This is a genomic window from Lelliottia jeotgali, assembly GCF_016771845.1.
GTDB classification, from domain to species: Bacteria; Pseudomonadota; Gammaproteobacteria; order Enterobacterales; family Enterobacteriaceae; genus Enterobacter; species Enterobacter jeotgali.
In genome coordinates this window covers 129,972-156,759 of record NZ_JAENMQ010000012.1, presented here as the reverse complement: position 1 = coordinate 156,759, position 26,788 = coordinate 129,972, and the positions used below count along the sequence as shown (strand labels likewise).

The 26,788-nt window shown below is 55.6% G+C and carries 21 protein-coding genes; 13 read left to right on the top strand and 8 right to left on the bottom strand.

Annotated elements, in window-relative coordinates; genetic code table 11:
* Positions 1-238 precede the first annotated feature (238 nt).
* From metA to aceK, 4 genes are all read left to right on the top strand, one after another.
* The gene (gene metA / locus JBO43_RS19235) at positions 239-1,168 is read left to right on the top strand and encodes a homoserine O-acetyltransferase MetA (protein WP_095280301.1); all 930 of its coding nucleotides are present in this window, start codon (positions 239-241) and stop codon (positions 1,166-1,168) included.
* Positions 1,169-1,439: 271 nt separating this feature from the next.
* Positions 1,440-3,041 carry a malate synthase A gene (aceB, locus tag JBO43_RS19230; protein WP_103947518.1) on the top strand — a complete coding sequence of 534 codons (1,602 nt, stop codon included), beginning with the start codon at positions 1,440-1,442 and terminating at the stop codon, positions 3,039-3,041.
* Positions 3,042-3,073: 32 nt separating this feature from the next.
* Positions 3,074-4,378 (top strand): isocitrate lyase, encoded by a 1,305-nt coding sequence (aceA, locus tag JBO43_RS19225; RefSeq protein WP_202674854.1) that lies wholly within the window; start codon positions 3,074-3,076, stop codon positions 4,376-4,378.
* 105 nt (positions 4,379-4,483) lie between these two features.
* Positions 4,484-6,217 (top strand): bifunctional isocitrate dehydrogenase kinase/phosphatase, encoded by a 1,734-nt coding sequence (gene aceK, locus JBO43_RS19220; protein WP_202674853.1) that lies wholly within the window; start codon positions 4,484-4,486, stop codon positions 6,215-6,217.
* Positions 6,218-6,397: 180 nt separating this feature from the next.
* Here aceK and iclR read toward each other — a convergent pair whose 3' ends face one another.
* The gene (gene iclR, locus JBO43_RS19215; RefSeq protein ID WP_133159658.1) at positions 6,398-7,222 is read right to left on the bottom strand and encodes a glyoxylate bypass operon transcriptional repressor IclR; all 825 of its coding nucleotides are present in this window, start codon (positions 7,220-7,222) and stop codon (positions 6,398-6,400) included.
* Positions 7,223-7,415: 193 nt separating this feature from the next.
* Here iclR and metH point away from each other — a divergent pair, with 193 nt between their 5' ends.
* Positions 7,416-11,099 (top strand): methionine synthase, encoded by a 3,684-nt coding sequence (gene metH / locus JBO43_RS19210; protein WP_202674852.1) that lies wholly within the window; start codon positions 7,416-7,418, stop codon positions 11,097-11,099.
* A 199-nt stretch (positions 11,100-11,298) separates the two neighbouring features.
* The gene (locus JBO43_RS19205) at positions 11,299-12,930 is read left to right on the top strand and encodes a Na/Pi cotransporter family protein (protein ID WP_095280307.1); all 1,632 of its coding nucleotides are present in this window, start codon (positions 11,299-11,301) and stop codon (positions 12,928-12,930) included.
* Here the strand turns inward: JBO43_RS19205 and JBO43_RS19200 are convergent.
* On the bottom strand, positions 12,927-13,214 hold the full coding sequence (locus JBO43_RS19200) for an addiction module antidote protein (RefSeq protein ID WP_095280308.1): 288 nt from the start codon (positions 13,212-13,214) through the stop codon (positions 12,927-12,929). The two genes, JBO43_RS19205 and JBO43_RS19200, sit on opposite strands and share 4 nt — an antisense overlap.
* Positions 13,207-13,524, bottom strand: coding sequence for a type II toxin-antitoxin system RelE/ParE family toxin (locus JBO43_RS19195; protein WP_095280309.1), 318 nt, complete (start codon positions 13,522-13,524; stop codon positions 13,207-13,209). Before JBO43_RS19195 ends, JBO43_RS19200 begins: the two co-directional genes overlap by 8 nt.
* A 198-nt stretch (positions 13,525-13,722) precedes the next feature.
* On the opposite strand from JBO43_RS19195, the gene rluF reads away from it, so the two are divergent.
* Positions 13,723-14,592: a 23S rRNA pseudouridine(2604) synthase RluF gene (rluF, locus tag JBO43_RS19190; RefSeq protein WP_202674851.1), complete on the top strand. Its 870-nt coding sequence runs from the start codon at positions 13,723-13,725 to the stop codon at positions 14,590-14,592.
* Position 14,593: 1 nt separating this feature from the next.
* Here the strand turns inward: rluF and JBO43_RS19185 are convergent, their stop codons facing one another.
* The 3 genes from JBO43_RS19185 to lysC all read right to left on the bottom strand — a co-directional run bounded on the left by JBO43_RS19185 (position 14,594) and on the right by lysC (position 17,319).
* On the bottom strand, positions 14,594-14,866 hold the full coding sequence (locus JBO43_RS19185; protein WP_202674850.1) for a YjbD family protein: 273 nt from the start codon (positions 14,864-14,866) through the stop codon (positions 14,594-14,596).
* Between the two features lie 63 nt (positions 14,867-14,929).
* Entirely contained in the window at positions 14,930-15,874 is a 945-nt protein-coding gene (gene panS, locus JBO43_RS19180; RefSeq protein ID WP_103947512.1) for a ketopantoate/pantoate/pantothenate transporter PanS, read from the bottom strand.
* A 95-nt stretch (positions 15,875-15,969) separates the two neighbouring features.
* Positions 15,970-17,319, bottom strand: a complete 1,350-nt coding sequence (gene lysC / locus JBO43_RS19175; RefSeq protein ID WP_202674849.1) for a lysine-sensitive aspartokinase 3 — start codon at positions 17,317-17,319, stop codon at positions 15,970-15,972.
* A gap of 372 nt (positions 17,320-17,691) precedes the next feature.
* On the opposite strand from lysC, the gene pgi reads away from it, so the two are divergent.
* The 6 genes from pgi to psiE all read left to right on the top strand — a co-directional run bounded on the left by pgi (position 17,692) and on the right by psiE (position 24,158).
* The gene (gene pgi / locus JBO43_RS19170) at positions 17,692-19,341 is read left to right on the top strand and encodes a glucose-6-phosphate isomerase (RefSeq protein ID WP_202674848.1); all 1,650 of its coding nucleotides are present in this window, start codon (positions 17,692-17,694) and stop codon (positions 19,339-19,341) included.
* A gap of 366 nt (positions 19,342-19,707) precedes the next feature.
* A complete protein-coding gene (yjbE, locus tag JBO43_RS19165; protein WP_095280315.1) occupies positions 19,708-19,950 on the top strand; it encodes an exopolysaccharide production protein YjbE in 243 nt (80 codons plus the stop codon).
* 63 nt (positions 19,951-20,013) lie between these two features.
* Positions 20,014-20,652, top strand: a complete 639-nt coding sequence (locus JBO43_RS19160) for a YjbF family lipoprotein (RefSeq protein ID WP_103950030.1) — start codon at positions 20,014-20,016, stop codon at positions 20,650-20,652.
* Positions 20,649-21,386 carry a capsule biosynthesis GfcC family protein gene (locus JBO43_RS19155; RefSeq protein WP_202674847.1) on the top strand — a complete coding sequence of 246 codons (738 nt, stop codon included), beginning with the start codon at positions 20,649-20,651 and terminating at the stop codon, positions 21,384-21,386. The genes JBO43_RS19160 and JBO43_RS19155 overlap by 4 nt, the downstream gene beginning before the upstream one ends.
* Complete coding sequence (locus tag JBO43_RS19150; RefSeq protein WP_103947508.1) at positions 21,386-23,482, top strand: YjbH domain-containing protein; 2,097 nt, start codon at positions 21,386-21,388, stop codon at positions 23,480-23,482. The genes JBO43_RS19155 and JBO43_RS19150 overlap by 1 nt, the downstream gene beginning before the upstream one ends.
* Before the next feature lie 265 nt (positions 23,483-23,747).
* On the top strand, positions 23,748-24,158 hold the full coding sequence (gene psiE / locus JBO43_RS19145) for a phosphate-starvation-inducible protein PsiE (RefSeq protein ID WP_095280319.1): 411 nt from the start codon (positions 23,748-23,750) through the stop codon (positions 24,156-24,158).
* A gap of 97 nt (positions 24,159-24,255) precedes the next feature.
* Here psiE and malG read toward each other — a convergent pair whose 3' ends face one another.
* Both malG and malF read right to left on the bottom strand, forming a co-directional pair.
* A complete protein-coding gene (gene malG / locus JBO43_RS19140; protein ID WP_095280320.1) occupies positions 24,256-25,146 on the bottom strand; it encodes a maltose ABC transporter permease MalG in 891 nt (296 codons plus the stop codon).
* A gap of 14 nt (positions 25,147-25,160) precedes the next feature.
* On the bottom strand, positions 25,161-26,705 hold the full coding sequence (gene malF / locus JBO43_RS19135) for a maltose ABC transporter permease MalF (RefSeq protein WP_202674846.1): 1,545 nt from the start codon (positions 26,703-26,705) through the stop codon (positions 25,161-25,163).
* Positions 26,706-26,788: the final 83 nt, after the last annotated feature.

The window sequence follows — 26,788 nt, the reverse complement described above, 5'->3', positions numbered from 1 at the left end:
CCGTAGCGCCGATGGTAGTGTGGGGTCTCCCCATGTGAGAGTAGGGAACTGCCAGGCATCAATTAAGTGAAGAGGTCATCCGGAAGGATGGCCTTTTTGCGTTTTTGTCCTTTCTCAAAAATCCTCCGTGAAACTTTCTCACCTTCCTCTTCCAGACTCGACATTCGCGCGAATCCTGGTTATTGTCAGCTATCTGGATGTCTAAACGTTTATACGTATGCTGTGAGGATATAAGGTTATGCCGATTAGGGTGCAGGACGAGCTACCAGCCGTCAATTTCTTGCGTGAAGAAAACGTCTTCGTGATGAAGGCCTCGCGCGCGACAGGTCAGGAAATTCGCCCTCTGAAGGTTCTTATCCTCAATCTGATGCCTAAGAAGATCGAAACGGAAAATCAGTTTCTCCGTTTGCTCTCTAACTCGCCGCTACAAGTGGACATTCAGCTGCTGCGTATCGATGCCCGTGAATCGCGCAACACCCCGTCCGAACATTTGAATAATTTCTACTGTAACTTCGAAGATATCCGTAATGATAATTACGATGGCCTGATCGTCACAGGCGCGCCGCTTGGCCTGGTGGAATTCAACGATGTGGCCTATTGGCCGCAGATCAAACAGGTTCTCGAATGGGCCAAAGATCACGTCACCTCAACACTCTTTGTCTGTTGGGCGGTACAAGCGGCACTGAATATTCTCTACGGCATCCCTAAACAAACCCGCGCAGATAAGCTTTCTGGTGTCTATGAACATCATATTCTTCATCCCCATGCGCTGCTGACACGCGGTTTTGACGACTCTTTCCTCGCCCCTCACTCGCGCTATGCGGATTTCCCGGCAGCACTGATTCGTGATTACACCGATTTGGAGATCCTGGCCGAGACGGAGGATGGTGACGCCTATCTGTTCGCCAGCAAAGACAAACGTATCGCCTTTGTCACCGGTCATCCCGAGTACGACGCCCACACCCTCGCGAGCGAATTTTTCCGCGATTTAGACGCGGGATTAACCCCGGAAATTCCCTACAACTATTTCCCTAAAAACGATCCACAGAACACACCCAGAGCGTCCTGGCGCAGTCACGGGAATTTGCTCTTTACCAACTGGCTCAACTATTACGTCTACCAGATCACGCCATACGATCTGCGCCACATGAATCCAACGCTAGAGTAATGTTCTACTCTAAGCGATCCTAAAGCGTTTCAGCATTCCAGAACAGGCACCTTCGGGTGCCTTTTTTATTTCCGAAACCAAACTCATCAATTGATCTATTTTTAATCTCAATACAATCAATAACATATTTGTATTTTATAATTAAAATGGAAATTGTTTTTGATTTCGAAATGATAATGGTTAATCTTAATTCTGCTGAGCGAAAACTACGCAACGATCTTTCGCTCGCGATGGGGGACTCTTTTTTGGATCTTTGGTGAGGAGCAGAGAGATGAATCAACAGGCAACGACCGCCGATGAACTGGCGTTTAACCAACCTTATGGTGAGCAGGAACAGCAGGTTTTAACGCCAGATGCCGTCGAGTTTCTGACTGAGCTGGTGACGCGCTTCGCACCAAAGCGCAATAAATTGCTGGCCGCTCGTATCCAGCAACAGCAGGAAATCGACAACGGCAAGCTGCCAGGATTCATTTCGGAAACCGCTTCCATTCGTGAATCAGAGTGGAATATTCGTGGAATCCCGCAGGATTTACAAGATCGTCGCGTCGAAATCACCGGCCCGGTCGAGCGCAAAATGGTGATTAACGCCATGAATGCCAACGTAAAAGTCTTTATGGCCGACTTCGAAGATTCGCTGGCGCCGGACTGGCGTAAAGTGATCGAGGGGCAAATCAACCTGCGCGATGCGGTGAATGGAACTATCAGCTATACCAACGAAGCCGGAAAAATCTATCAACTCAAACCCAATCCGGCGGTCCTGATTTGCCGCGTGCGCGGCCTGCATCTGCCGGAAAAACACGTCACATGGCGCAACGAAGCCATTCCCGGCAGCCTGTTTGATTTCGCCCTCTACTTCTTCCATAACCACAAAAGCCTGCTGGCTAAAGGCAGCGGTCCTTATTTCTACCTGCCAAAAACGCAGTCATGGCAGGAAGCGGCGTGGTGGAGCGAAGTCTTTAGCTATACGGAAGATCGGTTCAATCTGCCGCGTGGCACCATCAAAGCCACCCTGCTGATCGAAACACTGCCGGCCGTGTTCCAGATGGACGAAATCCTGCACGCTCTGCGCGACCACATCGTCGGCCTGAACTGCGGACGCTGGGATTACATTTTCAGCTACATCAAAACCCTGAAAAATCACCCGGACCGCGTACTACCTGACCGTCAGGCGGTCACTATGGACAAACCGTTCCTCAGCGCCTATTCGCGGCTGCTGATCAAGACCTGCCACAAGCGCGGTGCGTTCGCGATGGGCGGTATGGCGGCGTTTATTCCGAGTAAAGATGCCGAGCGCAACAATCAGGTCCTGACCAAAGTGAAGGCGGATAAAGAGCTGGAAGCCCGCAATGGTCACGATGGCACCTGGGTTGCCCATCCTGGCCTGGCAGACACGGCGATGGAGGTCTTCAACAGCGTGCTGGGTGATAACAAAAATCAGCTGTTCGTTACCCGAGAAGACGATGCGCCGATTACGGCTGAACAGCTGCTGGCGCCCTGCGAGGGGGAACGCACCGAAGCCGGTATGCGCGCCAATATTCGCGTAGCGGTTCAGTACATCGAGGCCTGGATCTCGGGCAATGGCTGCGTCCCGATTTACGGCCTGATGGAAGACGCCGCCACGGCGGAGATCTCCCGCACCTCCATCTGGCAGTGGATCCACCACCAGAAAGCGCTCAACAACGGTAAACCAGTGACCAAATCTCTGTTCCGCCAGATGCTCGCCGAAGAGATGCTGGTGATTCAGGACGAGCTGGGCGAACACCGCTTCAGCAGCGGCCGTTTTGACGATGCCGCACGTCTGATGGAGCAAATCACCACTTCCGACGAACTGATTGATTTCTTAACTCTGCCCGGCTACCGCCTGCTGGCCTGAACCCACCACATAACAATATGGAGCATCTGCACATGAAAACCCGTACCCAACAAATCGAAGAATTACAAAAAGAGTGGACTCAACCGCGCTGGGAAGGCATCAACCGCCCGTACAGCGCAGAGGAAGTGGTGAAACTGCGTGGTTCGGTCAATCCGGAATGCACGCTGGCGCAGCTTGGTGCGGCGAAAATGTGGCGTCTGCTGCATGGTGAATCGAAAAAAGGATACATCAACAGCCTCGGTGCCTTGACCGGTGGTCAGGCGTTGCAGCAGGCGAAAGCAGGTATCGAAGCGGTTTATCTGTCCGGCTGGCAGGTGGCGGCTGACGCCAACCTGGCGTCCAGTATGTATCCGGACCAGTCGCTTTATCCGGCTAACTCGGTGCCGTCGGTGGTGGATCGGATCAACAACACCTTCCGCCGTGCGGATCAGATCCAGTGGGCGTCCGGAATCGAACCGAACGATCCGCGCTTCGTGGATTATTTCCTGCCGATCGTGGCCGATGCCGAAGCGGGCTTTGGCGGCGTGCTGAATGCCTTTGAGTTGATGAAATCCATGATTGAAGCCGGTGCAGCGGCAGTTCACTTTGAAGATCAGCTGGCGTCCGTGAAGAAATGCGGTCATATGGGCGGTAAAGTGCTGGTCCCGACGCAGGAAGCGATCCAGAAGCTGGTTGCCGCGCGTCTGGCGGCGGATGTGCTGGGTGTGCCGACGCTGGTTATCGCCCGTACTGATGCGGATGCGGCGGATCTGATTACCTCTGATTGCGATCCGTATGATAGCGAATTCATCACTGGCGAGCGCACCAGCGAAGGGTTCTATCGTACCCATGCGGGGATTGAGCAGGCCATCAGCCGTGGTCTGGCTTATGCGCCGTACGCCGACCTGGTGTGGTGTGAAACTTCCACGCCGGACCTGGCGCTGGCAAAACGCTTTGCCGATGCGATTCATGCCAAATATCCGGGCAAACTGCTGGCTTACAACTGCTCGCCGTCCTTCAACTGGCAGAAGAATCTGGACGATAAAACTATCGCCAGCTTCCAGCAGCAACTGTCAGAGATGGGCTACAAATACCAGTTCATCACCCTCGCGGGCATCCACAGCATGTGGTTCAACATGTTCGACCTGGCGCACGCCTATGCGCAGGGCGAGGGCATGAAGCACTATGTGGAAAAAGTACAGCAGCCGGAATTTGTGGCCAGCAAAGAGGGCTACACCTTCGCCTCTCACCAGCAGGAAGTGGGCACGGGCTACTTCGACAAAGTGACCACCATCATTCAGGGCGGTGCGTCCTCGGTGACTGCGCTGACCGGTTCGACGGAAGAGTCACAATTCTGAATCTGATTGCCCGGCGGCGCTCTGCTTGCCGGGCCTACAGGGGTCCGTAGGCCGGATAAGCGAATGCGCCATCCGGCGATACCCGCATGATGATGGGGGAAATGCATGTCGCGAGGCCTGGAGTTACTGATTGCACAAACCATCCTGCAGGGCTTTGACGCGCAGTATGGCCGTTTTCTGGAAGTGACCTCCGGCGCGCAGCAGCGCTTTGAACATGCCGACTGGCACGCCGTTCAGCAGGCGATGAAGCAGCGTATTCATCTTTACGACCATCACGTCGGTCTGGTGGTGGAACAGCTGCGCTGCATCACCGACGGTAAAAGCCCCGACGCCGATTTTCTGCTGCGCGTGAAAGAACACTACACCCATCTGTTGCCGGATTACCCGCGCTTCGAAATTGCGGAGAGCTTTTTCAACTCCGTCTATTGTCGGTTATTTGACCACCGCTCGCTGTCTCCTGAGCGGTTATTTATTTTCAGCTCTCAGCCCGAGCGCCGATTTCGCACAATTCCTCGTCCGTTGGCGAAGGATTTCTTTCCGGAGCACGGCTGGGAAAGCCTGTTAAGCAAAATGCTCTCAGATTTACCCCTGCGTCTGCCGTGGCAAAACAAGGTGCGCGATGTGGGTTACATCGTCGCTCATCTGACGGAAACCTTCGGCGCAGAAGTGCTCCAGCGCAGCCATTTGCAGGTGGCTAACGAGCTGTTTTTCCGTAATAAAGCGGCCTGGTTGGTCGGGAAACTGATCACGCCCACGCCCACGGCTACGATCCCCTTTCTGCTACCGATTCATCGCACGGATGACGGCGAGCTTTTCGTCGACGCCTGCCTGACGACCAGCGCTGAGGCGAGCATTGTTTTCGGCTTCGCCCGCTCCTATTTTATGGTCTATGCCCCGCATCCCGCCGCGCTGGTTGAGTGGCTGCGCGAGCTACTGCCCGTCAAAACCACTGCCGAACTGTATATGGCGATTGGCTGTCAGAAACACGCGAAAACGGAAAGCTATCGTGAATACCTACGCTACATCACCAGCACCGACGAGCAGTTCATCGAGGCTCCCGGTATTCGCGGGATGGTGATGCTGGTGTTTACGCTGCCGGGTTTTGATCGCGTTTTTAAGGTCATCAAAGATAAATTCGCCCCGCAGAAAGAGATGACGGCAGCCCACGTCCGCGCCTGCTATCAGCTGGTTAAAGAGCACGATCGCGTCGGACGTATGGCGGACACTCAGGAGTTTGAAAATTTTGTACTGGAGAAACGCCAGATCGCTCCGGCACTGATGGCATTACTGCTACAGGAGGCACCGGGCAAAATCACCGATATGGGCGATAAAATTGCCATCAGCCATTTATATATTGAACGACGGATGGTGCCGCTCAATATCTGGCTGGAGCAGGTGGACGGGCAGGCGTTGCGTGATGCAATTGAAGAGTACGGAAACGCTATACGTCAGCTCGCGGCGGCCAATATTTTCCCCGGCGATATGTTGTTTAAAAACTTCGGTGTAACCCGTCACGGGCGCGTGGTGTTCTACGATTACGATGAAATTTGCTACATGACCGAGGTGAATTTCCGCGATATCCCAGCCGCTCGTTATCCGGAGGATGAACTGGCCAGCGAGCCGTGGTACAGCGTTTCTCCGGGCGATGTTTTCCCCGAAGAGTTTCGCCACTGGCTGTGCGCCGACCCGCGCATCGGGCCGTTGTTTGAAGAGATGCATGACGACCTGTTCCGTGCCGACTACTGGCGCAGCCTACAAACCCGTATTAAAAATGGCTATGTTGAAGATGTATACGCTTACCGCAGGCGGCAGCGTTTTAGCATTCGATACGCGATGTAATGCCGGTTGGCGGCAACACCTAACCCGGCCTACGTTCAGGTTTTGTAGGCCCGGTAAGCGCAGCGCCACCGGGCAACTCCGGAACCGGTGCCGATAAAAAGCCGGGTGGCGGCTACGCCTTACCCGGCCTACTCGTCTTTTCCAGGCCCGTGCAAGCGAAGCGCCGCCGGGCAAAACATCTTAACGAATCCCACCATACGCCAGCGTCACTTCCTTCGCCGCTTTGATCACCAGCGCACCCAGCTCGGTCACACGGTCATCAGTGATGCGGGAAATAGGTCCGGAAATGGAGATCGCCGCGAACGGTTCGCGATGCTCATCAAAAATGCAGGCCGCAATGCAGCGCAGTCCCAGGGCGTGTTCTTCATCATCAAACGAATAGCCGCGCTTGCGTGTCTGCGCTAAATCTTCCTTCAGATGCAGGGGCGAAACCAGCGTCGCGTGGGTATAGGCGTGCAGCCCTTTGCGATGCAGCAGGCCAGTGACTTGCTCCTCGCTGAGCTGCGACAGAAACGCCTTTCCCGCGCCGGAGGCATGCATTGGCAGCTTCCCACCAATCGGCGCAGACATGCGCATTAGCTGTGTACACTGCACCTGGTCAATGATAATCGCCTGATGGTCGCTCTGGTCGAGCACCGCCATATTGACCGTCTCGCCAGAATCTTCCATCAGTTTGCGCAGAATAGGGTGAACAATCGCGAGCAGATTTCGGCTTTGCAAAAAGCTGCTGCCGACGATAAATGCATGTGCGCCAACCGACCAGTGGCCCAGGTCGCCCACCTGGCGGACAAAACCGAGCTGCTGCATGGTGCTCAACAGGCGATGCGTCGTGGAGTTCGGCAAACCAGCCTGCTGCGCCAGCTCGGTCAGAGCTACGCTGCTGTGGGATTCCGCAATCCATTCCAGCAGCTTTAATCCGCGCGTCAGCGACTGAACTTGTCCGCCTGGCGGCGCGGTGGTGGCAGCAGGTTTTCTGCCGCGTTTTGCGGGAACGGTGGCGACCATGACGGATTCCTTTTTCTGTATCGTGGAAATCATTTTCGTTTTATTTGGTGAATTTGCAACCGTTATCCTGACTGATCGGAGGAGTGATAGTGAACATGTCTCATGTTAACGCTGCGTGACTTCTCCCCCCTGCGAGATTATGCCAGTATGGACCGCAGCCTTTTGGCCTTGTTGAGTGTTGTCGGGAGCGAGTGTGAGCAGCAAAGTAGATCAACTGCGTGCGCAGTTAAATGAACGAATTCTGGTGCTGGACGGCGGCATGGGCACCATGATCCAGAGCTATCGTCTCAGTGAAGAGGATTTCCGCGGCGAGCGTTTCGCCGACTGGCCCTGCGACCTGAAAGGCAACAATGACCTGCTGGTGCTGAGTAAACCGGATGTCATCGCGGCGATTCATAACGCCTATTTCGAGGCGGGCGCGGACATCGTTGAAACCAACACCTTCAACTCGACCACCATCGCTATGGCGGATTACCTGATGGAATCCCTGTCGGCGGAAATCAACTTCGAGGCCGCCCGACTGGCGCGTGCTTGCGCCGATGCATGGACTGCCCGCACACCGGAAAAACCGCGCTACGTCGCCGGGGTGCTTGGCCCGACTAACCGTACCGCCTCAATTTCACCTGACGTCAACGACCCGGCCTACCGCAACGTCACCTTTGACCAGCTGGTTGCCGCCTATCGTGAATCGACCAAAGCGCTGGTGGAAGGCGGTTCCGATCTGATCATGATTGAAACAGTTTTCGATACCCTTAACGCTAAAGCAGCGATCTTTGCGGTGAAAGAAGAGATGGAAGCGCTGGGCGTCGATTTGCCGATCATGATCTCCGGCACCATCACTGACGCCTCCGGGCGTACCCTTTCGGGGCAGACGACGGAAGCGTTTTACAACTCCCTGCGTCACGCCGATGCGCTCACCTTCGGCCTGAACTGTGCGCTCGGCCCGGACGAACTGCGCCAGTATGTACAGGAACTTTCCCGCATCGCTGAGTGCTATGTGACCGCGCACCCGAACGCCGGATTGCCAAACGCCTTTGGCGAATACGATCTTGATGCGACGACTATGGCCGCGCAGATCCGCGAGTGGGCCGAGTCGGGCTTTCTGAACATCGTCGGGGGCTGCTGTGGCACCACGCCGGAACACATCGCTGCCATGAGCAACGCAGTGGCAGGTTTACCGCCGCGCCAGTTGCCCAAGCTTCCCGTTGCCTGCCGTCTGGCCGGTCTGGAGCCGCTCACGATTGCCGATGACAGCCTGTTTGTGAACGTCGGTGAACGTACTAACGTCACCGGTTCCGCGAAGTTCAAGCGTCTGATCAAAGAAGAGAAATACAGCGAAGCGCTGGACGTCGCCCGCCAGCAGGTGGAAAGCGGCGCGCAGATCATCGACATCAACATGGACGAAGGGATGCTCGACGCCGAAGCGGCGATGGTGCGATTCCTGAACCTGATTGCCGGTGAGCCGGACATCGCCCGCGTGCCGATCATGATTGACTCCTCCAAATGGGAGGTCATCGAAAAAGGGCTGAAGTGCATTCAGGGCAAGGGCATCGTCAACTCGATCTCAATGAAAGAGGGTGTCGAGCCATTCATCCACCACGCCAAACTGGTGCGCCGTTATGGTGCCGCTGTGGTGGTGATGGCCTTTGACGAAGTCGGCCAGGCCGACACCCGCGAACGCAAGATTGAAATTTGCCGTCGGGCGTACAAGATCCTGACCGAAGAGGTCGGTTTCCCGCCAGAAGACATCATTTTCGACCCCAATATCTTCGCCGTCGCGACCGGGATCGAAGAGCACAACAACTACGCGCAGGACTTTATCGGCGCGTGCGAAGACATTAAACGCGAACTGCCGCACGCCCTGATTTCCGGCGGCGTCTCCAACGTGTCGTTCTCGTTCCGTGGCAACGACCCGGTGCGTGAAGCGATCCACGCCGTATTCCTGTACTACGCCATTCGCAACGGCATGGACATGGGGATCGTCAACGCCGGACAGCTGGCGATTTACGACGACCTGCCCGCCGAACTGCGTGACGCGGTGGAAGATGTGATCCTCAACCGCCGCGACGACTCCACCGAGCGGATGCTGGATCTGGCGGAGAAATATCGCGGCAGTAAAAGCGATGAAAGCGTGAAAGTCCAGCAGGCTGAGTGGCGCGCCTGGGACGTGAAAAAGCGTCTGGAATATTCGCTGGTCAAAGGCATTACCGAGTTTATCGAGCTGGATACGGAAGAGGCGCGTCAGCTCTCCACACGCCCGATTGAGGTGATCGAAGGCCCGCTGATGGACGGTATGAACGTGGTCGGCGACCTGTTCGGCGAGGGCAAAATGTTCCTGCCGCAGGTGGTGAAATCCGCGCGCGTGATGAAGCAGGCGGTGGCCTATCTTGAGCCGTACATTGAGGCCAGCAAAGAGAAAGGTTCCACCAACGGCAAGATGGTGATCGCGACCGTCAAAGGCGACGTGCACGACATCGGCAAAAATATCGTCGGCGTGGTGCTGCAGTGTAATAACTACGAAATCATCGATTTGGGCGTGATGGTTCCGGCGGACAAAATCCTCAAAACCGCGCGCGAGGTGAACGCGGATCTGATCGGCCTCTCCGGGCTGATCACCCCGTCGCTGGACGAAATGGTCAACGTGGCGAAAGAGATGGAGCGCCAGGGCTTTACCATTCCGCTGCTGATTGGCGGCGCGACCACTTCGAAAGCGCATACGGCGGTAAAAATCGAGCAGAACTACAGTGGGCCGACGGTCTACGTGCAGAACGCTTCGCGTACCGTGGGCGTGGTGTCAGCTCTACTTTCTGCGACGCAGCGCGACGATTTTGTCGCCCGAACCCGCAAAGAGTACGACACCGTTCGTATCCAGCACGCCCGCAAAAAACCGCGCACCCCGCCGGTAACGTTGGCTGCTGCACGCGAAAACGATCTGGCGTTCGACTGGTCAAGCTACACGCCACCGGTGGCGCACCGTCTGGGCGTGCAGGAAGTCACCGCCAGTATTGAAACGCTGCGCAATTACATCGACTGGACGCCGTTCTTCATGACCTGGTCGCTGGCCGGAAAATACCCGCGCATTCTGGAAGATGAGGTGGTCGGTGAAGAGGCGCAGCGCCTGTTTAAAGACGCCAACGATTTGCTCGACCAGTTAAGTGCTGAAAAGAGCCTCAATCCACGCGGCGTTGTGGGCCTGTTCCCGGCGAACCGTATCGGGGATGACATCGAAATTTATCGCGATGAAACCCGCACCAACGTGCTGGCGGTGAGCCGTCATTTGCGTCAGCAAACCGAGAAAGTCGGTTTTGCCAACTACTGTCTGGCCGATTTCGTGGCGCCAAAACTCAGTGGCAAAGCGGACTACATCGGCGCGTTTGCTGTCACCGGTGGGCTGGAGGAGGACGCGCTCGCTGACGCGTACGAGGCGCAGCACGATGATTACAACAAAATCATGCTGAAAGCCCTCGCCGATCGCCTGGCAGAAGCGTTCGCGGAATACCTGCATGAGCGGGTACGTAAAGTGCACTGGGGTTATGCTGCGAATGAGAACCTCAGCAACGAAGAGCTGATCCGTGAAAACTACCAGGGCATTCGCCCGGCACCGGGTTATCCGGCGTGCCCGGAACACACGGAAAAGGGCACCATCTGGCAACTTCTGGATGTCGAAACTCACACCGGTATGAAACTGACCGAATCCTACGCCATGTGGCCGGGAGCGTCCGTTTCAGGCTGGTATTTCAGCCATCCTGACAGCAAATACTACGCGGTGGCGCAAATCCAGCGCGATCAGGTGGAAGACTATGCGCTGCGTAAGGGGATGAGCGTCTCCGAAGTGGAACGCTGGTTGGCCCCAAATCTGGGCTACGACGCCGACTGATTTCACTTTTCCTTACAACAAACAGGGCGCTCATCGGGCGCCCTGTCTCTTTCTGTCGCAATAACTCTTATACTTAAAAAACTCAGCCCGGTGGCGCTTCGCTTACTGGGCCTACAAAAGACCGTAGGCTGGGCAAACGCAGTACCGCCCGGCAAAGAAGCCAAAGGATAACCGACAACAATAAGGAGAACCCACTTCCGTGCTGACACTGTTACACCTGCTATCGGCCGTCGCTCTGCTGGTCTGGGGCACGCACATTGTCCGTACCGGCGTGATGCGCGTATTTGGCGCACGCTTACGCACCGTCCTCAGCCGCAGCGTTGAGAAAAAACCGCTCGCCTTCTGTGCGGGCATCGGCGTCACCGCCCTTGTGCAAAGCAGTAACGCCACCACCATGCTCGTCACCTCGTTTGTGGCGCAGGATCTGGTGGCGCTCACTCCGGCGTTAGTTATCGTGCTGGGCGCAGACGTCGGGACCGCGCTAATGGCGCGAATCCTGACCTTCGATCTCTCCTGGCTTTCGCCGCTGCTGATTTTCATCGGCGTGATCTTCTTCCTCGGACGCAAACAGACGCGTGAAGGGCAGTTGGGCCGCGTGGGAATTGGCCTCGGGCTGATCCTGCTGGCGCTGGAACTTATCGTTCAGGCGGTCACGCCGATCACCCAGGCCAACGGCGTGCAGGTGATTTTCGCCTCGCTGACGGGCGACATTATGCTCGATGCGCTGATTGGCGCGGTGTTCGCCATTATCAGCTACTCCAGCCTCGCGGCAGTGCTGCTCACCGCGACGCTAACCACCGCCGGGGCGATCTCCTTCCCGGTCGCGCTGTGCCTGGTGATCGGCGCGAACCTTGGCTCTGGTCTGCTGGCGATGCTCAACAACAGCGGTGCGAACGCCGCTGCCCGCCGCGTGGCGCTTGGGAGTTTGCTGTTCAAGCTGGTGGGCAGCCTGGTAATCCTGCCGTTTGTCCATCCGCTGGCGAATCTGATGGATAACCTGCCGCTGCCGAAGGCCGAGCTGGTTATCTACTTCCATGTCTTCTACAACCTGGTGCGCTGTCTGGCGATGGTGCCGTTCGCCGGGCCGATGGCGCGATTCTGTAAGCGCATGATTCGTGATGAACCCGAGCTGGACGCCCGTCTGAAACCGAAGCATCTCGACACCTCGGCGCTGGATACCCCGGCGCTGGCGCTGGCGAATGCCGCCCGTGAAACCCTGCGCATGGGCGATGCGATGGAGACCATGCTGGATGGCCTGAAAAAAGTCATGCACGGTGAACCGCGCGAAGAGAAAGAGCTGCGCAAGCTGGCTGACGACATCAACGTGCTTTACACCGCCATCAAACTCTATCTGGCCCGGATGCCGCAGGATGAACTGGCAGAAGAGGAGTCCCGCCGTTGGGCGGAGATTATCGAGATGTCGTTCAACCTTGAGCAGGCATCGGATATTGTCGAACGCATGGGCAGCGAAATTGCCGATAAATCACTGGCTGCCCGTCGGGCGTTCTCCCTGGAAGGCGTCGTGGAGCTGGACACGCTGCAGGATCAGCTGCTCAGCAACCTGCAGCTGGCAATGTCGGTCTTCTTCTCTGGTGATGTGCCAAGCGCTCGCCGTTTGCGCCGCAACAAGCATCGCTTCCGCATCCTCAACCGTCGTTACTCCCACGCGCACGTTGATCGCCTGCATCAGCAGAACGTGCAAAGTATCGAAACCAGCTCCCTTCACTTGGGGCTGCTTGGCGATATGAAACGTCTTAACTCATTGTTCTGCTCAGTAGCCTACAGCGTCATGGAACAGCCGGACGAAGATGACGAGAGGGATGAGTATTAGTTTTTTGCGCTTCTGAGCGTTAATCCGAGACCCAGCGCTTTCATGACCGCCAACGTGGTTTTGAGCGTTGGGTTTCCTTTTTCACTAAAAGAGCGGTAGAGCTGTTCCCGGGATAAACCCGTCTGTTCGGCGATTTGGCCCATACCTTTTGCCCGGGCAATAACGCCTAGAGCTTTTGCAATATAGGCAGCATCACCCGTTTCAAGTGCATCGGCCATAAACACAGCCACTTCATCATCATCGACCAGTGCATCGGCGGGATCGTAAGACGTCAATTTATTCATGGTCTATCAACTCCTTGAGGTCGAGTGTTTTGGCGAGCGTCTTCGCCAGATAGATATCTTGAGCCTGGCTGCTTTTGTCACCACCGCTTAGCAGGATGAGAAGAACATTCCCATGCTGTTTGAAATAGATTCGAAAGCCCGGGCCATAATGAACCCGCAACTCACAGATGCCTTCGCCGACAGATTTCACATCGCCTGGCAAGCCATTCGCTAATCGAAACAGCCGGGTCGCTATCAGCGTCTTCGCTCGTTTATCTTTTAGGTTCCGCTCCCATCGTTGGAAACTCTCAGTCTGGATAATTTCCTTCATACTACTCCATGTGGTTTTTAAACTACATTCAGAACGAACTATTGGCGAGAAAAATAGAAGAAGATTGCCATGTGATAAATGAGCAGAACGCAGATTCTGAAGCCGCCTCGCAAGCTGTAATAGCGAAAGTCAGTTTTTACTGGCTAATCTTTTTACCAGCCCAAACCTAAGGTATATTTCGCCCATTAAGGAGAAATTATGCTGCCCACCCAATCAACCCGATTAAACAAATACATTAGCGAGAGCGGAATTTGCTCGCGTCGTGAGGCTGACCGTTACATCGAGCAAGGCAACGTCTTCCTCAATGGCAAACGCGCCACCATTGGCGATCAGGTGGTGCCCGGCGACGTGGTGAAAGTGAATGGCCAGCTCATTGAGCCAAGAGACGAAGAAGATCTGGTGTTTATCGCGTTGAACAAGCCGGTCGGCATTGTCAGCACCACGGAAGATGGCGAGCGGGATAACATCGTCGATTTCGTCAACCACAGCAGTCGTATCTTCCCGATTGGGCGTCTGGACAAAGACTCGCAGGGGTTAATTTTCCTCACCAACCACGGCGATCTGGTGAACAAAATCCTGCGTGCCGGTAACGATCATGAGAAAGAGTATCTGGTGACGGTCAACAAGCCTGTCACGGATGATTTTATTCGCGGTATGGGCGCGGGCGTGCCGATTTTGGGCACCGTCACCAAGAAGTGCAAAGTTAAAAAAGAGGCGCCGTTCACCTTCCGCATTACCCTGGTGCAGGGCTTAAACCGTCAAATCCGCCGTATGTGCGAGCATTTTGGTTTTGAGGTCACGAAGCTTGAGCGTACGCGCATCATGAACGTCAGCGTTTCCGGTATCCCGCAGGGAGAATGGCGCGATCTGACCGGGGATGAGCTGATTGAGCTGTTTAAGCTGATTGAAGGGTCGTCTTCCGAGGCTAAGCCGAAAGCCAAATCGAAACCGAAAACCCAGGGGATAAAACGGCCTGTGGTCAGCGCGCCGAAATCTGCAGAAAAAGAGCGCAACAAACCTGCCGGGAAACGCTTCGTACAGCCAGGCCGTAAAAAGAAAGGGCGCTAAATTAGCGCCTTCCACGGGGTGAAGTATTGGCAGTCCACGAGAACGTGGATTCCTTATCCGGCTTATAAGCCTGCGCTTTTTTGAGTTTGCGGGCTTTCTTCGCTTCGACTTCACGCTCGGCCATCAGCTTGTCGATGTACTCTTTTTTCACCTGATTGGTTTCAGCGTTTGTCAGAGCACGACCATGTGCAATCCGTGCGCGATCGAGCAGGGTTTTCAGCTCGCGCTGCTCGCCTTCCGTCATGTCTTTCTGGGTCAATCTCGGTGTGGACATACCTGAAGCCTCTTGAGAGTAGAGGCTTCAGTGTAAAGCAAGCCGGGGTTTGCGCGAAGAGAATTAGTTTTCTTTGATCACTTCTTTTTTCGGCTGCGCTTCAATCGGTTTTCCTGACCAGTAACCCGCCAGCAGCGAGCCGGACAGGTTATGCCACACCGAGAACAGTGCGCCAGGCAGCGCCGCGAGAGGGGAGAAGTAGATCTTACCGAGCGCTGCCGCAAGGCCTGAGTTCTGCATCCCCACTTCAATCGCCAGCGTACGGCAGGTCGATTCATCAAAGCCAAACAGCTTCCCACCCCAGTAACCGCCCAGTAGCCCGATAGTGTTATGCAGAATCACCGCGATGATCACCACAAAACCAACGGACGCAATGTGCGAGGCAGAACCGGCCACCACGGCGCTGATGATCGCCAGAATGCAGACCATCGAAAAAGCAGGCAAATAGTGTTCCACGGCCTTCACGACGCGCGGGAACAGGTGATGGATAACCAGACCAAGCGCAATGGGAATCACCACGATTTGCAGGATCGACAGCAGCATCCCCATCACGTCCACCTGAATATGCGCATCCACGTACAGACGTGTCAGCAGCGGCGTGGCAATCACCCCCACCAGCGTTGAGACCGACGAGATGGTGACTGACAGCGCCACGTCGCCTTTGGCCAGGTAGATCATCACATTCGACGCCGTCCCGCTGGCAACGCTGCCCACCAGCACCATTCCGGCAGATAAATCCGGCGGCATTTTAAAGGCCATTGCCAGCAGCCAGGCGGCGAGGGGCATCACCAGATAGTGCAGGAAAATCCCCGCCGCGACCGGCGCCGGGCGCGACAGCACGCGTTTAAAATCGTCGATTTTCAGATGCACGCCCATGCCTAACATGATCAGCATCAGCAGCGTCGTGACCCACGGGCCAACTGGGGTAAAAGTCGAGGGCGTGTAATAAGCGAGAACAGAGAGCAGCAGCGCCCAGAGCGGGAACAGCCGCGTGATTGCGGATAACATAGTGAATTCCTTGCGATATTGTCGTTGTGTTATTTAGTTATAAAAAAGCCGGGTTCGAGCCCGGCTATAGGTATTGTTTATCGTGCTAAGGAATTTTATTCAAACAAATTATGGTGAAGTTTCTGCACGACCTGCTCGGCTTCGTGGCCCGGGACCAGGAAGCACAGGTTGTAGCTGGATGCACCGTAGCAAATCATGCGGATATTGAACGGGTCCAGCACGCCAAAGACCTCTTTGCCCACGCCGCAGGCGCGTGACAGCTGGTTGCCGATAATCGCCACCAGGGCCAGATTCTCTTCAACTTCCACGCGGCACAGAGCGGAAAGTTCCATCAGCAGGGATTGCGTCAGCAGGGTATCGCCCGTCGACGTAGAGCCAGTGGTGTCCAGCGTCAGCGCAATGCTTACCTCTGAGGTGGTGATCAAATCCACGGAGATATTATGGCGCGCCAGAATCCCGAACACTTCCGCCAGGAAACCGCGGGAGTGCAGCATATTCAGGCTGTGCAGCGTAACCAGCGTCTGCTTGCGACGCAGCGCCAGCGCGCGGAACAGCGGTGGATTTTCGGTGTTTTTACAGACCAGTGTTCCGCCCGCTTTAGGATCTTTGCTCGAGCCGACAAACACCGGAATATCGCTGCGAACCGCAGGCAGTAAAGTGGCTGGATGTAACACTTTCGCGCCAAATGTCGCCATTTCGGCGGCCTCTTCAAAGGCGATCACATCAATACGTTTTGCGGTAGGTACCACGCGCGGATCGGTGGTATAGATGCCAGGGACATCGGTCCAGATATCCACGCGGGTAGCGTACAGCGCTTCACCCAGCAGCGCAGCCGTGTAGTCACTGCCGCCACGGCCAAGCGTGGTGGTGCGGCCTTTAGCTTCGCTGCCGATAAAGCCCTGAGTAATGACAATTCCTTCGGCCAGGCGCGGCGCCAGCTGTTGTTTCGACAATTCGGAAAGGGTCGCCACGTCCGGTTCTGCGCGGCCAAAGCGGTCGCTGGTGCGCATGACTTTACGCACGTCAAACCACTGCGCCAGCACGTCGCGTTCACGCAGAATTTCAACGAACAGCAGCGTCGACATCAGCTCGCCGTGGCTCACCAGTTCGTCGGTCAGTGCGGTCGAGGTCGCCAGAGAAGCGGCTTCTGCCAGGGTGGTGATATTTTCCAGCAGGCGTTCGACTTCCTCACGAATCACCTGCGGGTTCTTCATACGCTCGAGGATATCGAACTGAATTTTGCGCAGCGCGTCGAGCTTCACAAAGCGCTCGGTCGCTTCCAGTCCTTCTGACAGGGCCACCAGCAGATTGGTCACGCCAGCCGAGGCAGAAAGCACTACCAGGCGGGTCGTCGGATCGGCCAGCACCACGTCGGCGCTGCGGTTCATGGCGTCGTAATCGGCCACACTGGTACCGCCAAATTTGGCGACAACAAAACTCGTCATAACATCCTCGTGTCAGGGAAAGAATAAAGCGACCTTGGCACAAGAACGAAACGATGACAGGTGCAGGCGCAAATACCGCCCTATAAATAAAATGCGGGGGGAGTCCTGTCAACGCTGGGATTATGCGGATTTTTCATGGGGGGGTACCCCTCAGTAACAGGACTAATAACAAGCCATTATTTTATCCCTCGTTTTACGGCGATCCGAAGGACATTCCACCGCGATGGGGCTGGCTGTAGCGGCTATACTTTTGGGACTTTTCACGCCCGTTTGATGCAGACCAGGGCAATGGCATAAAAACCATCACAATTTCTGTTTACAGGCGCTACAATCGACGGCAGTCACAATTCTCAAATCACAAGAGTATTGCTAATGAAAAACATCAATCCAACGCAGACCACTGCCTGGCAGGCACTACAAAAACACTTCGACGAAATGAAAGACGTCACCATCGCGGACCTGTTCGCGAAAGACGGCGACCGTTTCAGCAAATTCTCCGCTACCTTCGACGATCAGATGCTGGTGGACTTCTCCAAAAACCGCATCACCGAAGAGACGCTGGCAAAACTGCAGGATTTGGCGAAAGAGACCGATCTGGCCGGTGCCATCAAGTCCATGTTCTCCGGCGAGAAGATCAACCGCACCGAAGACCGCGCTGTGCTGCATGTCGCGCTGCGTAACCGTAGCAATACTCCGATTATCGTCGACGGCAAAGATGTGATGCCGGAAGTGAACGCCGTACTCGAGAAGATGAAAACCTTCTCCGAAGCCATTATCTCCGGTAGCTGGAAAGGCTACACCGGCAAAGCGATCACCGACGTGGTAAACATCGGTATCGGCGGCTCTGACCTCGGCCCGTTCATGGTGACCGAAGCGCTGCGTCCGTACAAAAATCATCTGAACATGCACTTCGTTTCCAACGTCGATGGCACTCACATCGCTGAAGTGCTGAAAAAAGTGAACCCGGAAACCACCCTGTTCCTGGTCGCCTCTAAAACCTTCACCACGCAAGAGACCATGACCAACGCTCACAGCGCGCGCGACTGGTTCCTGGCAACGGCGGACGATAACAAACACGTCGCCAAACACTTCGCAGCGCTCTCCACCAACGGCAAAGCCGTGGGCGAGTTCGGCATCGATACCGCGAACATGTTTGAGTTCTGGGACTGGGTCGGCGGTCGTTACTCCCTGTGGTCAGCGATTGGTCTGTCGATCATCCTGTCCGTAGGTTACGACAACTTCGTTGAGCTGCTCTCTGGCGCGCACGCGATGGACAAGCACTTCTCCACCACTCCGGCTGAGAAAAACCTGCCGGTGCTGCTGGCGCTGATCGGTATCTGGTACAACAACTTCTTCGGCGCAGAAACCGAAGCGATCCTGCCGTACGACCAGTACATGCACCGTTTCGCGGCGTACTTCCAGCAGGGCAACATGGAATCCAATGGCAAATACGTTGACCGTAACGGCAACGCCGTGGATTACCAGACCGGCCCAATCATCTGGGGCGAGCCGGGAACCAACGGTCAGCACGCGTTCTATCAGCTGATTCACCAGGGCACCAAAATGGTCCCATGTGATTTCATCGCGCCAGCGCAGACCCACAACGCGCTGTCCGACCATCACCAGAAACTGCTGTCTAACTTCTTCGCGCAGACCGAAGCGCTGGCGTTTGGTAAAGCCCGCGACGTGGTTGAGCAGGAATATCGTGACCAGGGTAAAGATCCGGCCACGCTGGACCACGTGGTGCCGTTCAAAGTCTTCGAAGGCAACCGCCCAACCAACTCCATCCTGCTGCGCGAAATCACGCCGTTCAGCCTGGGTGCGTTGATTGCCCTGTATGAGCACAAAATTTTCACTCAGGGCGCGATCCTGAATATCTTCACCTTCGATCAGTGGGGCGTAGAGCTGGGCAAACAGCTGGCGAACCGCATTCTGCCAGAGCTGGGTGACGATAAAGATATTAACAGCCATGACAGTTCAACGAATGGCCTGATTAATCGCTATAAATCCTGGCGTGGATAATTAATATTCCCTGAACAATGCCGGCGAAATGCCGGCATTTTTTTATCGGATAATTCCGGTTGTCCGTTACCTGGCGCAAATTTCTATTCTGAGTTTAATCCGAAAAGGCCGATTACCCGGTTAATGACTAAGGGTTATTTTAGGAAAATACGGAGACTTGCTGATATTTTATTATATTATAACTAGTTGAATTTATACGCCTTGATTAATGTTTTTTATCCGCTGACATTTCGTTTCATCCATTTATCCTAAAACCGTCTCGCTATTTCCCTGTACGGCAATCCGCCTGCTTTAGTTGTGTATACTCGAATCCGCCTGAATTTCTTTTTGGGCAAATCTCCATTCATTCATTGAAGGGAAATTGTTATGAAAAAAGTACTGTATGGCATTTTTGCCATATCTGCGCTTGCGGCGACGTCTGTCTATGCGGCTCCGGTTCAGGTCGGAGAAGCAGCAGGCTCGGCAGCAACGTCTGCGTCAGCGGGAAGTTCTACCGCGACCGCGACCAGCACCGTAGGCTCGGCCGTGGGTGTCGCTCTGGCGGCAACCGGTGGCGGTGATGGCTCCAATACCGGAACCACGACCACCACGACAACAAGCACTCAGTAATCACGGGTGTATTACCTTAACCACACTTCGGTGTGGTTATTTCACCCCCTTCGGAGAAGAGTCGTGAAGCGACCTGCAATCATTCTGATTTGCCTGCTGTTGCAGGCGTGCTCAGCCACCACCAAAGGGCTGGGAAACTCACTGTGGGACAGCGTATTCGGCACGCCCGGCGTGCATCTTACGGATGACGATATCCAGAATATGCCCTACGCCAGCCAGTACATGCAGTTAAACGATGGGCCGCAGCTGTTTGTGGTGCTCGCTTTCACCGAAAACGGGCAGCAGAAATGGGTGACGCAGGATCAGGCCACCATCGTGACGCAGCACGGGCGCATCGTGAAAACCCTGCTTGGCGGCGACAACCTACTTGAAGTGAACAACCTCGCTGCAGACCCGCTGATCAAACCGAATCAAATCGTCGACGGCACAAGCTGGACGCGCACGATGGGTTGGACGGAACACAAGCAGGTGCGCTACGCCACGGCGCGGTCCGTTTTCCGCTGGGATGGCACCGACATTGTCACCGTCGGCAGCGACGAAACGCAGGTGCGTATCCTCGACGAAGAAGTCACAACCGACCAGACGAGCTGGCATAACCGCTTCTGGGTCGATGACGAAGGGCAGATTCGTCAGTCCCTGCAATACCTTGGCGCGAACTTCTTCCCGGTGAAAGCCACCCTGATCAAGGCGGCGAAATCATGAAAATCATCATTTCTGCTGCGCTGTTCCTGACGCTTGTCACGCCGATGGCCTGGTCAGCGGGGACCGTGAAGGTCTACACCTCTGAGAGCAAGGAACCAAAAACCTTATCCAACGCCGAACACTTGATCGATCTGGTCGGGCAACCCCGACTGGCAAACAGCTGGTGGCCGGGGGCGGTGATTAGCGAGCGCCAGGCCAGCGTCGTGGCCGAACAGAAACACAAGGCGCTGCTGGCCCGGTTGACGGGGCTGGCAGGGCAAGAAACCGGCGACACGGCGGCGGCTATCAACGCCGTGCGCCAACAGCTTCAGGCGATAGACGTCACGGGCCGCCAGCTGGTGAATCTCGATCCGGATAAAGTGCGCGTGGTTGAGAACGGTAATCCGACCCTGGAAGGGGAATACAGCCTGTGGATCGCGCCGCAGCCGACCACCGTCACGGTGATAGGCCTCGTCAGCAATCCTGGCGAAAAGCCGTTTACGCCGGGGCGTGATTTGGCGAGTTATCTTGATGACCAAAGCCTGCTGGCGGGCGCTGAACGCAGCTATGCGTGGGTCGTGTATCCCGATGGTCGCACGCAAAAGGCTCCGGTGGCGTACTGGAATAAACGCCATATTGAGCCGATGCCGGGCAGCGTGATTTTTGTCGGCTTTGCCGATCATTTCTGGACGAAGGCATATGACGGGCTGAACACCGACATCCTTCATTCCTTGACGCATCGGATACCGGAATAATGAAAAGAACTTATCTCTACAGCATGCTGGCGCTTTGCGTCAGCGCCGCCTGCCACGCCGAAACTTTTCCTGCACCCGTTGGGCCGTCGCAATCAGATTTCGGCGGCGTCGGGCTGATGCAAACTCCCACTGCACGCATGGCGCGCGAGGGGGAAATCAGCCTCAACTACCGCGATAACGATCAGTATCGCTACTATTCTGCGTCGGTGCAGCTATTCCCGTGGCTCGAAACCACCCTGCGCTACACCGATGTGCGCACCAAACAGTACAGCAGCGTCGAGGCGTTTTCAGGTAATCAGACTTACAAAGACAAAGCTTTCGACGTCAAACTGCGCCTGTGGGAAGAGAGTTACTGGATGCCGCAAGTCTCCGTCGGGGCGCGCGACATCGGCGGTACCGGCCTGTTCGATGCGGAATACATCGTCGCCAACAAAGCCTGGGGACCGTTCGACTTTTCTCTCGGCATGGGCTGGGGCTATCTTGGCACCAGCGGCAACGTGAAAAACCCGTTCTGCTCGTACAGCGACAAATATTGCTATCGCGATAACAGCTATCAGAAAGCCGGTTCGGTGAATGGCGACCAGATGTTCCACGGTCCGGCCTCGCTGTTTGGCGGCGTTGAATACCAGACGCCGTGGCAGCCGCTGCGCCTGAAGCTGGAATACGAAGGTAATAACTACACCGAAGATTTTGCGGGCAAGATCGAACAGAAGAGCAAGTTTAACGTCGGCGCCATTTACCGCGTCACCGATTGGGCCGACGTTAACCTCAGCTACGAGCGCGGCAACACCTTTATGTTTGGCGTCACGCTGCGCACCAACTTCAACGATATGCGTCCGTCGTATAATGACAATTCACGCCCGGCGTATCGACCGCAGCCGCAGGACGCGATCATTCAACACTCGGTGGTGGCAAATCAGCTGACGTTGCTGAAATACAACGCGGGCCTGGCCGATCCGAAAATCCAGACCAAAGGTGACACGCTTTACGTCACGGGCGAGCAGGTGAAATACCGCGATTCCCATGAAGGGATCGAACGGGCAAACCGGATCGTGATGAACGATCTGCCGGACGGGATCCGCACGATCCGCGTGACGGAGAATCGTCTGAACATGCCGCAGGTCACGACCGAAACGGATGTCGCCAGCCTGAAACGTCATCTTGAAGGTGAACCGCTGGGGCACGAAACGGAGCTGGTGCAAAAACGCATCGAACCGGTGGTGCCGGAAACCACCGAGCAGGGCTGGTATATCGACAAATCACGCTTCGATTTCCATATCGATCCGATCCTTAACCAGTCGGTCGGCGGGCCAGAAAACTTTTACATGTATCAACTGGGCGTGATGGCGACGGCGGATCTGTGGATGACGGATCACCTCCTGACCACCGGCAGCGTGTTTGGCAACATCGCCAATAACTACGACAAATTCAACTACACCAACCCGCCGAGCGACTCGAAGCTGCCGCGTGTGCGTACCCGCGTGCGTGAATATGTGCAGAACGATGTGTACGTGAACAATATGCAGGCCAACTACTTCCAGTACCTCGGCAACGGCTTCTACGGCCAGGTTTACGGCGGTTATCTGGAAACCATGTACGGCGGCGCAGGGGCGGAAGTGCTTTATCGCCCGGTTGATAGCAACTGGGCGTTCGGCCTGGATGCCAACTACGTGAAACAGCGCGACTGGCGCAGCGCGCAGGACATGATGAAGTTCACCGATTACAGCGTGAAAACCGGCCACCTGACCGCTTACTGGACGCCGTCATTTGCCCAGGACGTGCTGGTGAAAGCCAGCGTCGGGCAGTATCTGGCGGGCGATAAAGGCGGTACGCTGGAGGTAGCTAAACGCTTTGACAGCGGCGTGGTGGTGGGCGGTTACGCGACCATTACCAACGTCTCGCCGGACGAGTACGGGGAAGGGGATTTCACCAAAGGGGTGTACGTCTCGATTCCGCTGGATCTGTTCTCGTCAGGCCCGACCCGCAGCCGCGCGGCGATCGGCTGGACGCCGCTGACGCGCGACGGCGGGCAGCAGCTTGGACGTAAATTCCAGCTGTATGATATGACCAGCGATCGGTCGGTTAACTTCCGCTAAGGCTGTTTTGCCGGATGGCACTGCGCTTATCCGGCCTACAAAACCGGCATGTTCCCCTCACCCCGACCCTCTCCCCAAAGGGGGCGAGGGAGAAAGACCGCATCGTGCGACCTATAGCCTGCACCGAACGGTCCCCTCTCCCTTTGGGAGAAGGTTAGGGTGAGGGGAGATTCCTCTGGTTTGCATAAAACATAAACAAAAAATATAGATCTCCGTCACATTTTTGCGTTATACAGGAACTTCGCTCCAGAGAATGAGGTGCTGTATGACATCCCTGACTCGCCCGCGCGTTGAGTTTATCTCAATGGTTCTCCAGACCGTGCTAAGCCTCGGCCTGTTGAGCCTTGGCCTGATACTGGTCGTCTTTCTCGGCAAAGAGACGGTGCATCTGGCGGATGTGCTGTTCGCCCCTGAACAAACCAGCAAATATGAGCTGGTTGAAGGACTGGTGGTCTACTTTCTCTACTTCGAATTTATCGCCCTGATTGTGAAATACTTTCAATCCGGCTTTCATTTCCCGCTGCGTTACTTTGTCTATATTGGCATCACCGCGATTGTGCGGCTGATCATCGTCGATCATAAGTCTCCTCTCGACGTACTGATCTACTCGGCGGCGATCCTGCTGTTGGTCATTACCCTCTGGCTGTGCAACTCTAAACGGCTGAAACGCGAATAAAAAAATGGCGCTCCGGGGAGCGCCAAACAACAGTCACAAGTTAGGGTCAATACATTACGTCAAAGTTGAGGGTTGCAGTGGCATAACACGATGAAACTTAACCTTTCACACCGCCCGCCGTGAGGCCGTTGACCAGCCAGCGCTGAGCCAGCAGGAACACCACGGTGATCGGGATAGCAGAGAGTACAGCGGCTGCAGCAAAGTCGCCCCACAGGTAGTTTTGCGGGTTGAGATATTGCTGCATACCCACGGCCAGCGTGTAGCTATTCACATCACGCAACAGCAGCGACGCGACCGGGACTTCGGTAATAGCCGCGATGAACGACAGAATAAACACCACCGCCAGAATTGGCACCGACAGCGGCAATAGCACCAGGCGGAAGGCCTGCCACGGCGTTGCCCCATCCAGCGCCGCCGCTTCTTCAAGCGACCCGTCGATGGTTTCGAAATAGCCCTTAATCGTCCAGACGTGCAGCGCGATCCCGCCCATGTAGGCAAAAATCACCCCGCCGTGGGTGTTGAGACCGATAAACGGCACGTACTGGCCGAGACGGTCAAACAACGCGTACAACGCCACAAGCGACAGCACCGCCGGGAACATTTGGAAAATCAGCATGCTTTTCAGCAGTGTGGCTTTGCCAGGGAAGCGCATACGGGCAAAGGCGTACGCGCAGGTGGTGGAGAGCGCCACAATCCCGATAGCGGTAATTCCGGCCACTTTGATGGAGTTCCACAGCCACAACAGCACCGGGAACGGCGGCGGCGTCACGCGACCATCGGCGTGCTCGACGCTAAAGCCAAGCGCCAGCTTCCAGTGCTCCCAGGAGATTTGCTCCGGGATCAGGCTGCCGGTCGCAAAGTTACCTTCACGCAGGGAAATCGCGATCACCATCAGCAGCGGGAACATGATGGCGGCGATAAAAATCAGCAGCCCTAAGTGCGTCACCAGGAGGCGCAGTTTCTGAGATTTGGGTTGTACCATAGCCATAATGAGTGCCCTCCTTAGTCAAATTTCATTCGTGTGGCTTTCAGGTTCACAATCGCCAGCGCGCCGACCAGCAGGAAGATCAGGGTGGCAATTGCGGCCGCCAGCCCGAAGTCCTGCCCGCCGCCGCCTTCGAAGGCGATGCGGTAGGTGTAGCTCACTAACAGGTCGGTATAGCCGGCTGGCGTGGTAGTGCCGAGCCGGTCCGGGCTACCGTTGGTCAGCAGCTGAATCAGCACGAAGTTATTAAAGTTAAAGGCAAAGCTAGCGATCATCAGCGGCGTCAGCGGCTTGATCAGCAGCGGGAGCGTAATCTTAAAGAAGTTCTGCATCGGGCCTGCACCGTCCATCGCCGACGCTTCGTACAGATCGTCCGGAATCGCTTTCAGCAGGCCCATGCACAGGATCATCATGTACGGATACCCGAGCCAGGTATTGACGATGATAATCATACTGCGGGCGGTCGTTGGGTCGCTGAACCAGGCCGGTTTGATGCCAAACAGCGCGCCCAGCATCATGTTGATTTCACCGAAGCTCTGGTTGAACAGCCCTTTGAAAATCAGAATCGAGATAAACGACGGCACGGCGTACGGCAGAATCAGCAGCACGCGGTAAATGGCTTTGCCCTTCAGCGATTCCCACTGCACTACGCAGGCCAGAATCATGCCGACTGCCACGGTTAAAATCACCGTCAGCACCGAGAACACCACCGTCCAGACGAAGATCGCGAAGAACGGTTTCTGAATGCCTTCGTCGGTGAAGACGCGAGTAAAGTTGTCCCAGCCGATGGTGACCGTATAGCCTGGGCTGAGTTTGTCATCGCCCCATTTGCCGTCCGCGTTCACGGACTGGTAGAAACCGATCTCGTTGTTTGGACGGTATTTCACGCCGCTCTGATTGTTGGTGAGCGTGCCGTCATCGGCTTTGGTATAAAGCGGCTGCGTACCGGAGAACTGGCGCAGGGAGCTCATGATCACTTTGCTTTCGTCCGGCAGAACCGCGGTCAGCTGGGTCAGCGCCTGGCGGTTCTGGGTGATGATGCGCAGATTCGCGCGCTCGCCTTCCGGCAGGGCGCTTGCTTCTTTCAGGGTCAGCTTCTGCTCGCCGCCAAATTTAAAGGCGTCGGAGACATAATTTTTACCGGTCCCTTCGTCCGTCAGGGCCAGTTTCCACTCGTTGCCCGCCGGGTATAAGCCAAAGTTAAAGGTCTTTCCGGCCTGATAAGAACGGTCCATCAATACCTGTTCGGCGCGTTCCTGCGCGAGCTGATTGGTGCTGCTGTAGTTGGTGAAAGCGATAGCGATGGTACAAATTAGCGGGAACAGGACGAACAGCCCCATCCCGGCCACGCCCGGATAGACATAGCGCCAGGCATAGGCTTTACGATTAGCGAAAATATACAGGCCAACAGAGCTTAAAATCAGCGTCATGATGGCGAACAGGTACTCCCCCTGCACATACATTAAAACAACAAGGTATCCCACCAGTAAGCCCAGCAGACCAATCACTGACCATTTCAGCGTGTCGCTTTGCCACCAGTGTTTCTTTTTAATGATATCCATGGGGAATCTTCCTCAACAGCAATTAAACAACCCTCACCCCAACCCTCTCCCTGAGGGAGAGGGGGCGGTTTCTCCTTCTCCCT

What these genes read in the sequence shown, in the direction of transcription:
- metA (WP_095280301.1), top strand. Translation starts at nt 239, where the DNA reads ATGCCGATTAGGGTGCAGGACGAGCTACCAGCCGTCAATTTCTTGCGT.
- aceB (WP_103947518.1), top strand. Translation starts at nt 1,440, where the DNA reads ATGAATCAACAGGCAACGACCGCCGATGAACTGGCGTTTAACCAACCT.
- aceA (WP_202674854.1), top strand. Translation starts at nt 3,074, where the DNA reads ATGAAAACCCGTACCCAACAAATCGAAGAATTACAAAAAGAGTGGACT.
- aceK (WP_202674853.1), top strand. Translation starts at nt 4,484, where the DNA reads ATGTCGCGAGGCCTGGAGTTACTGATTGCACAAACCATCCTGCAGGGC.
- iclR (WP_133159658.1), bottom strand. Translation starts at nt 7,222, where the DNA reads ATGGTCGCCACCGTTCCCGCAAAACGCGGCAGAAAACCTGCTGCCACC.
- JBO43_RS19200 (WP_095280308.1), bottom strand. Translation starts at nt 13,214, where the DNA reads ATGAATAAATTGACGTCTTACGATCCCGCCGATGCACTGGTCGATGAT.
- JBO43_RS19195 (WP_095280309.1), bottom strand. Translation starts at nt 13,524, where the DNA reads ATGAAGGAAATTATCCAGACTGAGAGTTTCCAACGATGGGAGCGGAAC.
- rluF (WP_202674851.1), top strand. Translation starts at nt 13,723, where the DNA reads ATGCTGCCCACCCAATCAACCCGATTAAACAAATACATTAGCGAGAGC.
- JBO43_RS19185 (WP_202674850.1), bottom strand. Translation starts at nt 14,866, where the DNA reads ATGTCCACACCGAGATTGACCCAGAAAGACATGACGGAAGGCGAGCAG.
- panS (WP_103947512.1), bottom strand. Translation starts at nt 15,874, where the DNA reads ATGTTATCCGCAATCACGCGGCTGTTCCCGCTCTGGGCGCTGCTGCTC.
- lysC (WP_202674849.1), bottom strand. Translation starts at nt 17,319, where the DNA reads ATGACGAGTTTTGTTGTCGCCAAATTTGGCGGTACCAGTGTGGCCGAT.
- pgi (WP_202674848.1), top strand. Translation starts at nt 17,692, where the DNA reads ATGAAAAACATCAATCCAACGCAGACCACTGCCTGGCAGGCACTACAA.
- yjbE (WP_095280315.1), top strand. Translation starts at nt 19,708, where the DNA reads ATGAAAAAAGTACTGTATGGCATTTTTGCCATATCTGCGCTTGCGGCG.
- JBO43_RS19155 (WP_202674847.1), top strand. Translation starts at nt 20,649, where the DNA reads ATGAAAATCATCATTTCTGCTGCGCTGTTCCTGACGCTTGTCACGCCG.
- JBO43_RS19150 (WP_103947508.1), top strand. Translation starts at nt 21,386, where the DNA reads ATGAAAAGAACTTATCTCTACAGCATGCTGGCGCTTTGCGTCAGCGCC.
- psiE (WP_095280319.1), top strand. Translation starts at nt 23,748, where the DNA reads ATGACATCCCTGACTCGCCCGCGCGTTGAGTTTATCTCAATGGTTCTC.
- malG (WP_095280320.1), bottom strand. Translation starts at nt 25,146, where the DNA reads ATGGCTATGGTACAACCCAAATCTCAGAAACTGCGCCTCCTGGTGACG.
- malF (WP_202674846.1), bottom strand. Translation starts at nt 26,705, where the DNA reads ATGGATATCATTAAAAAGAAACACTGGTGGCAAAGCGACACGCTGAAA.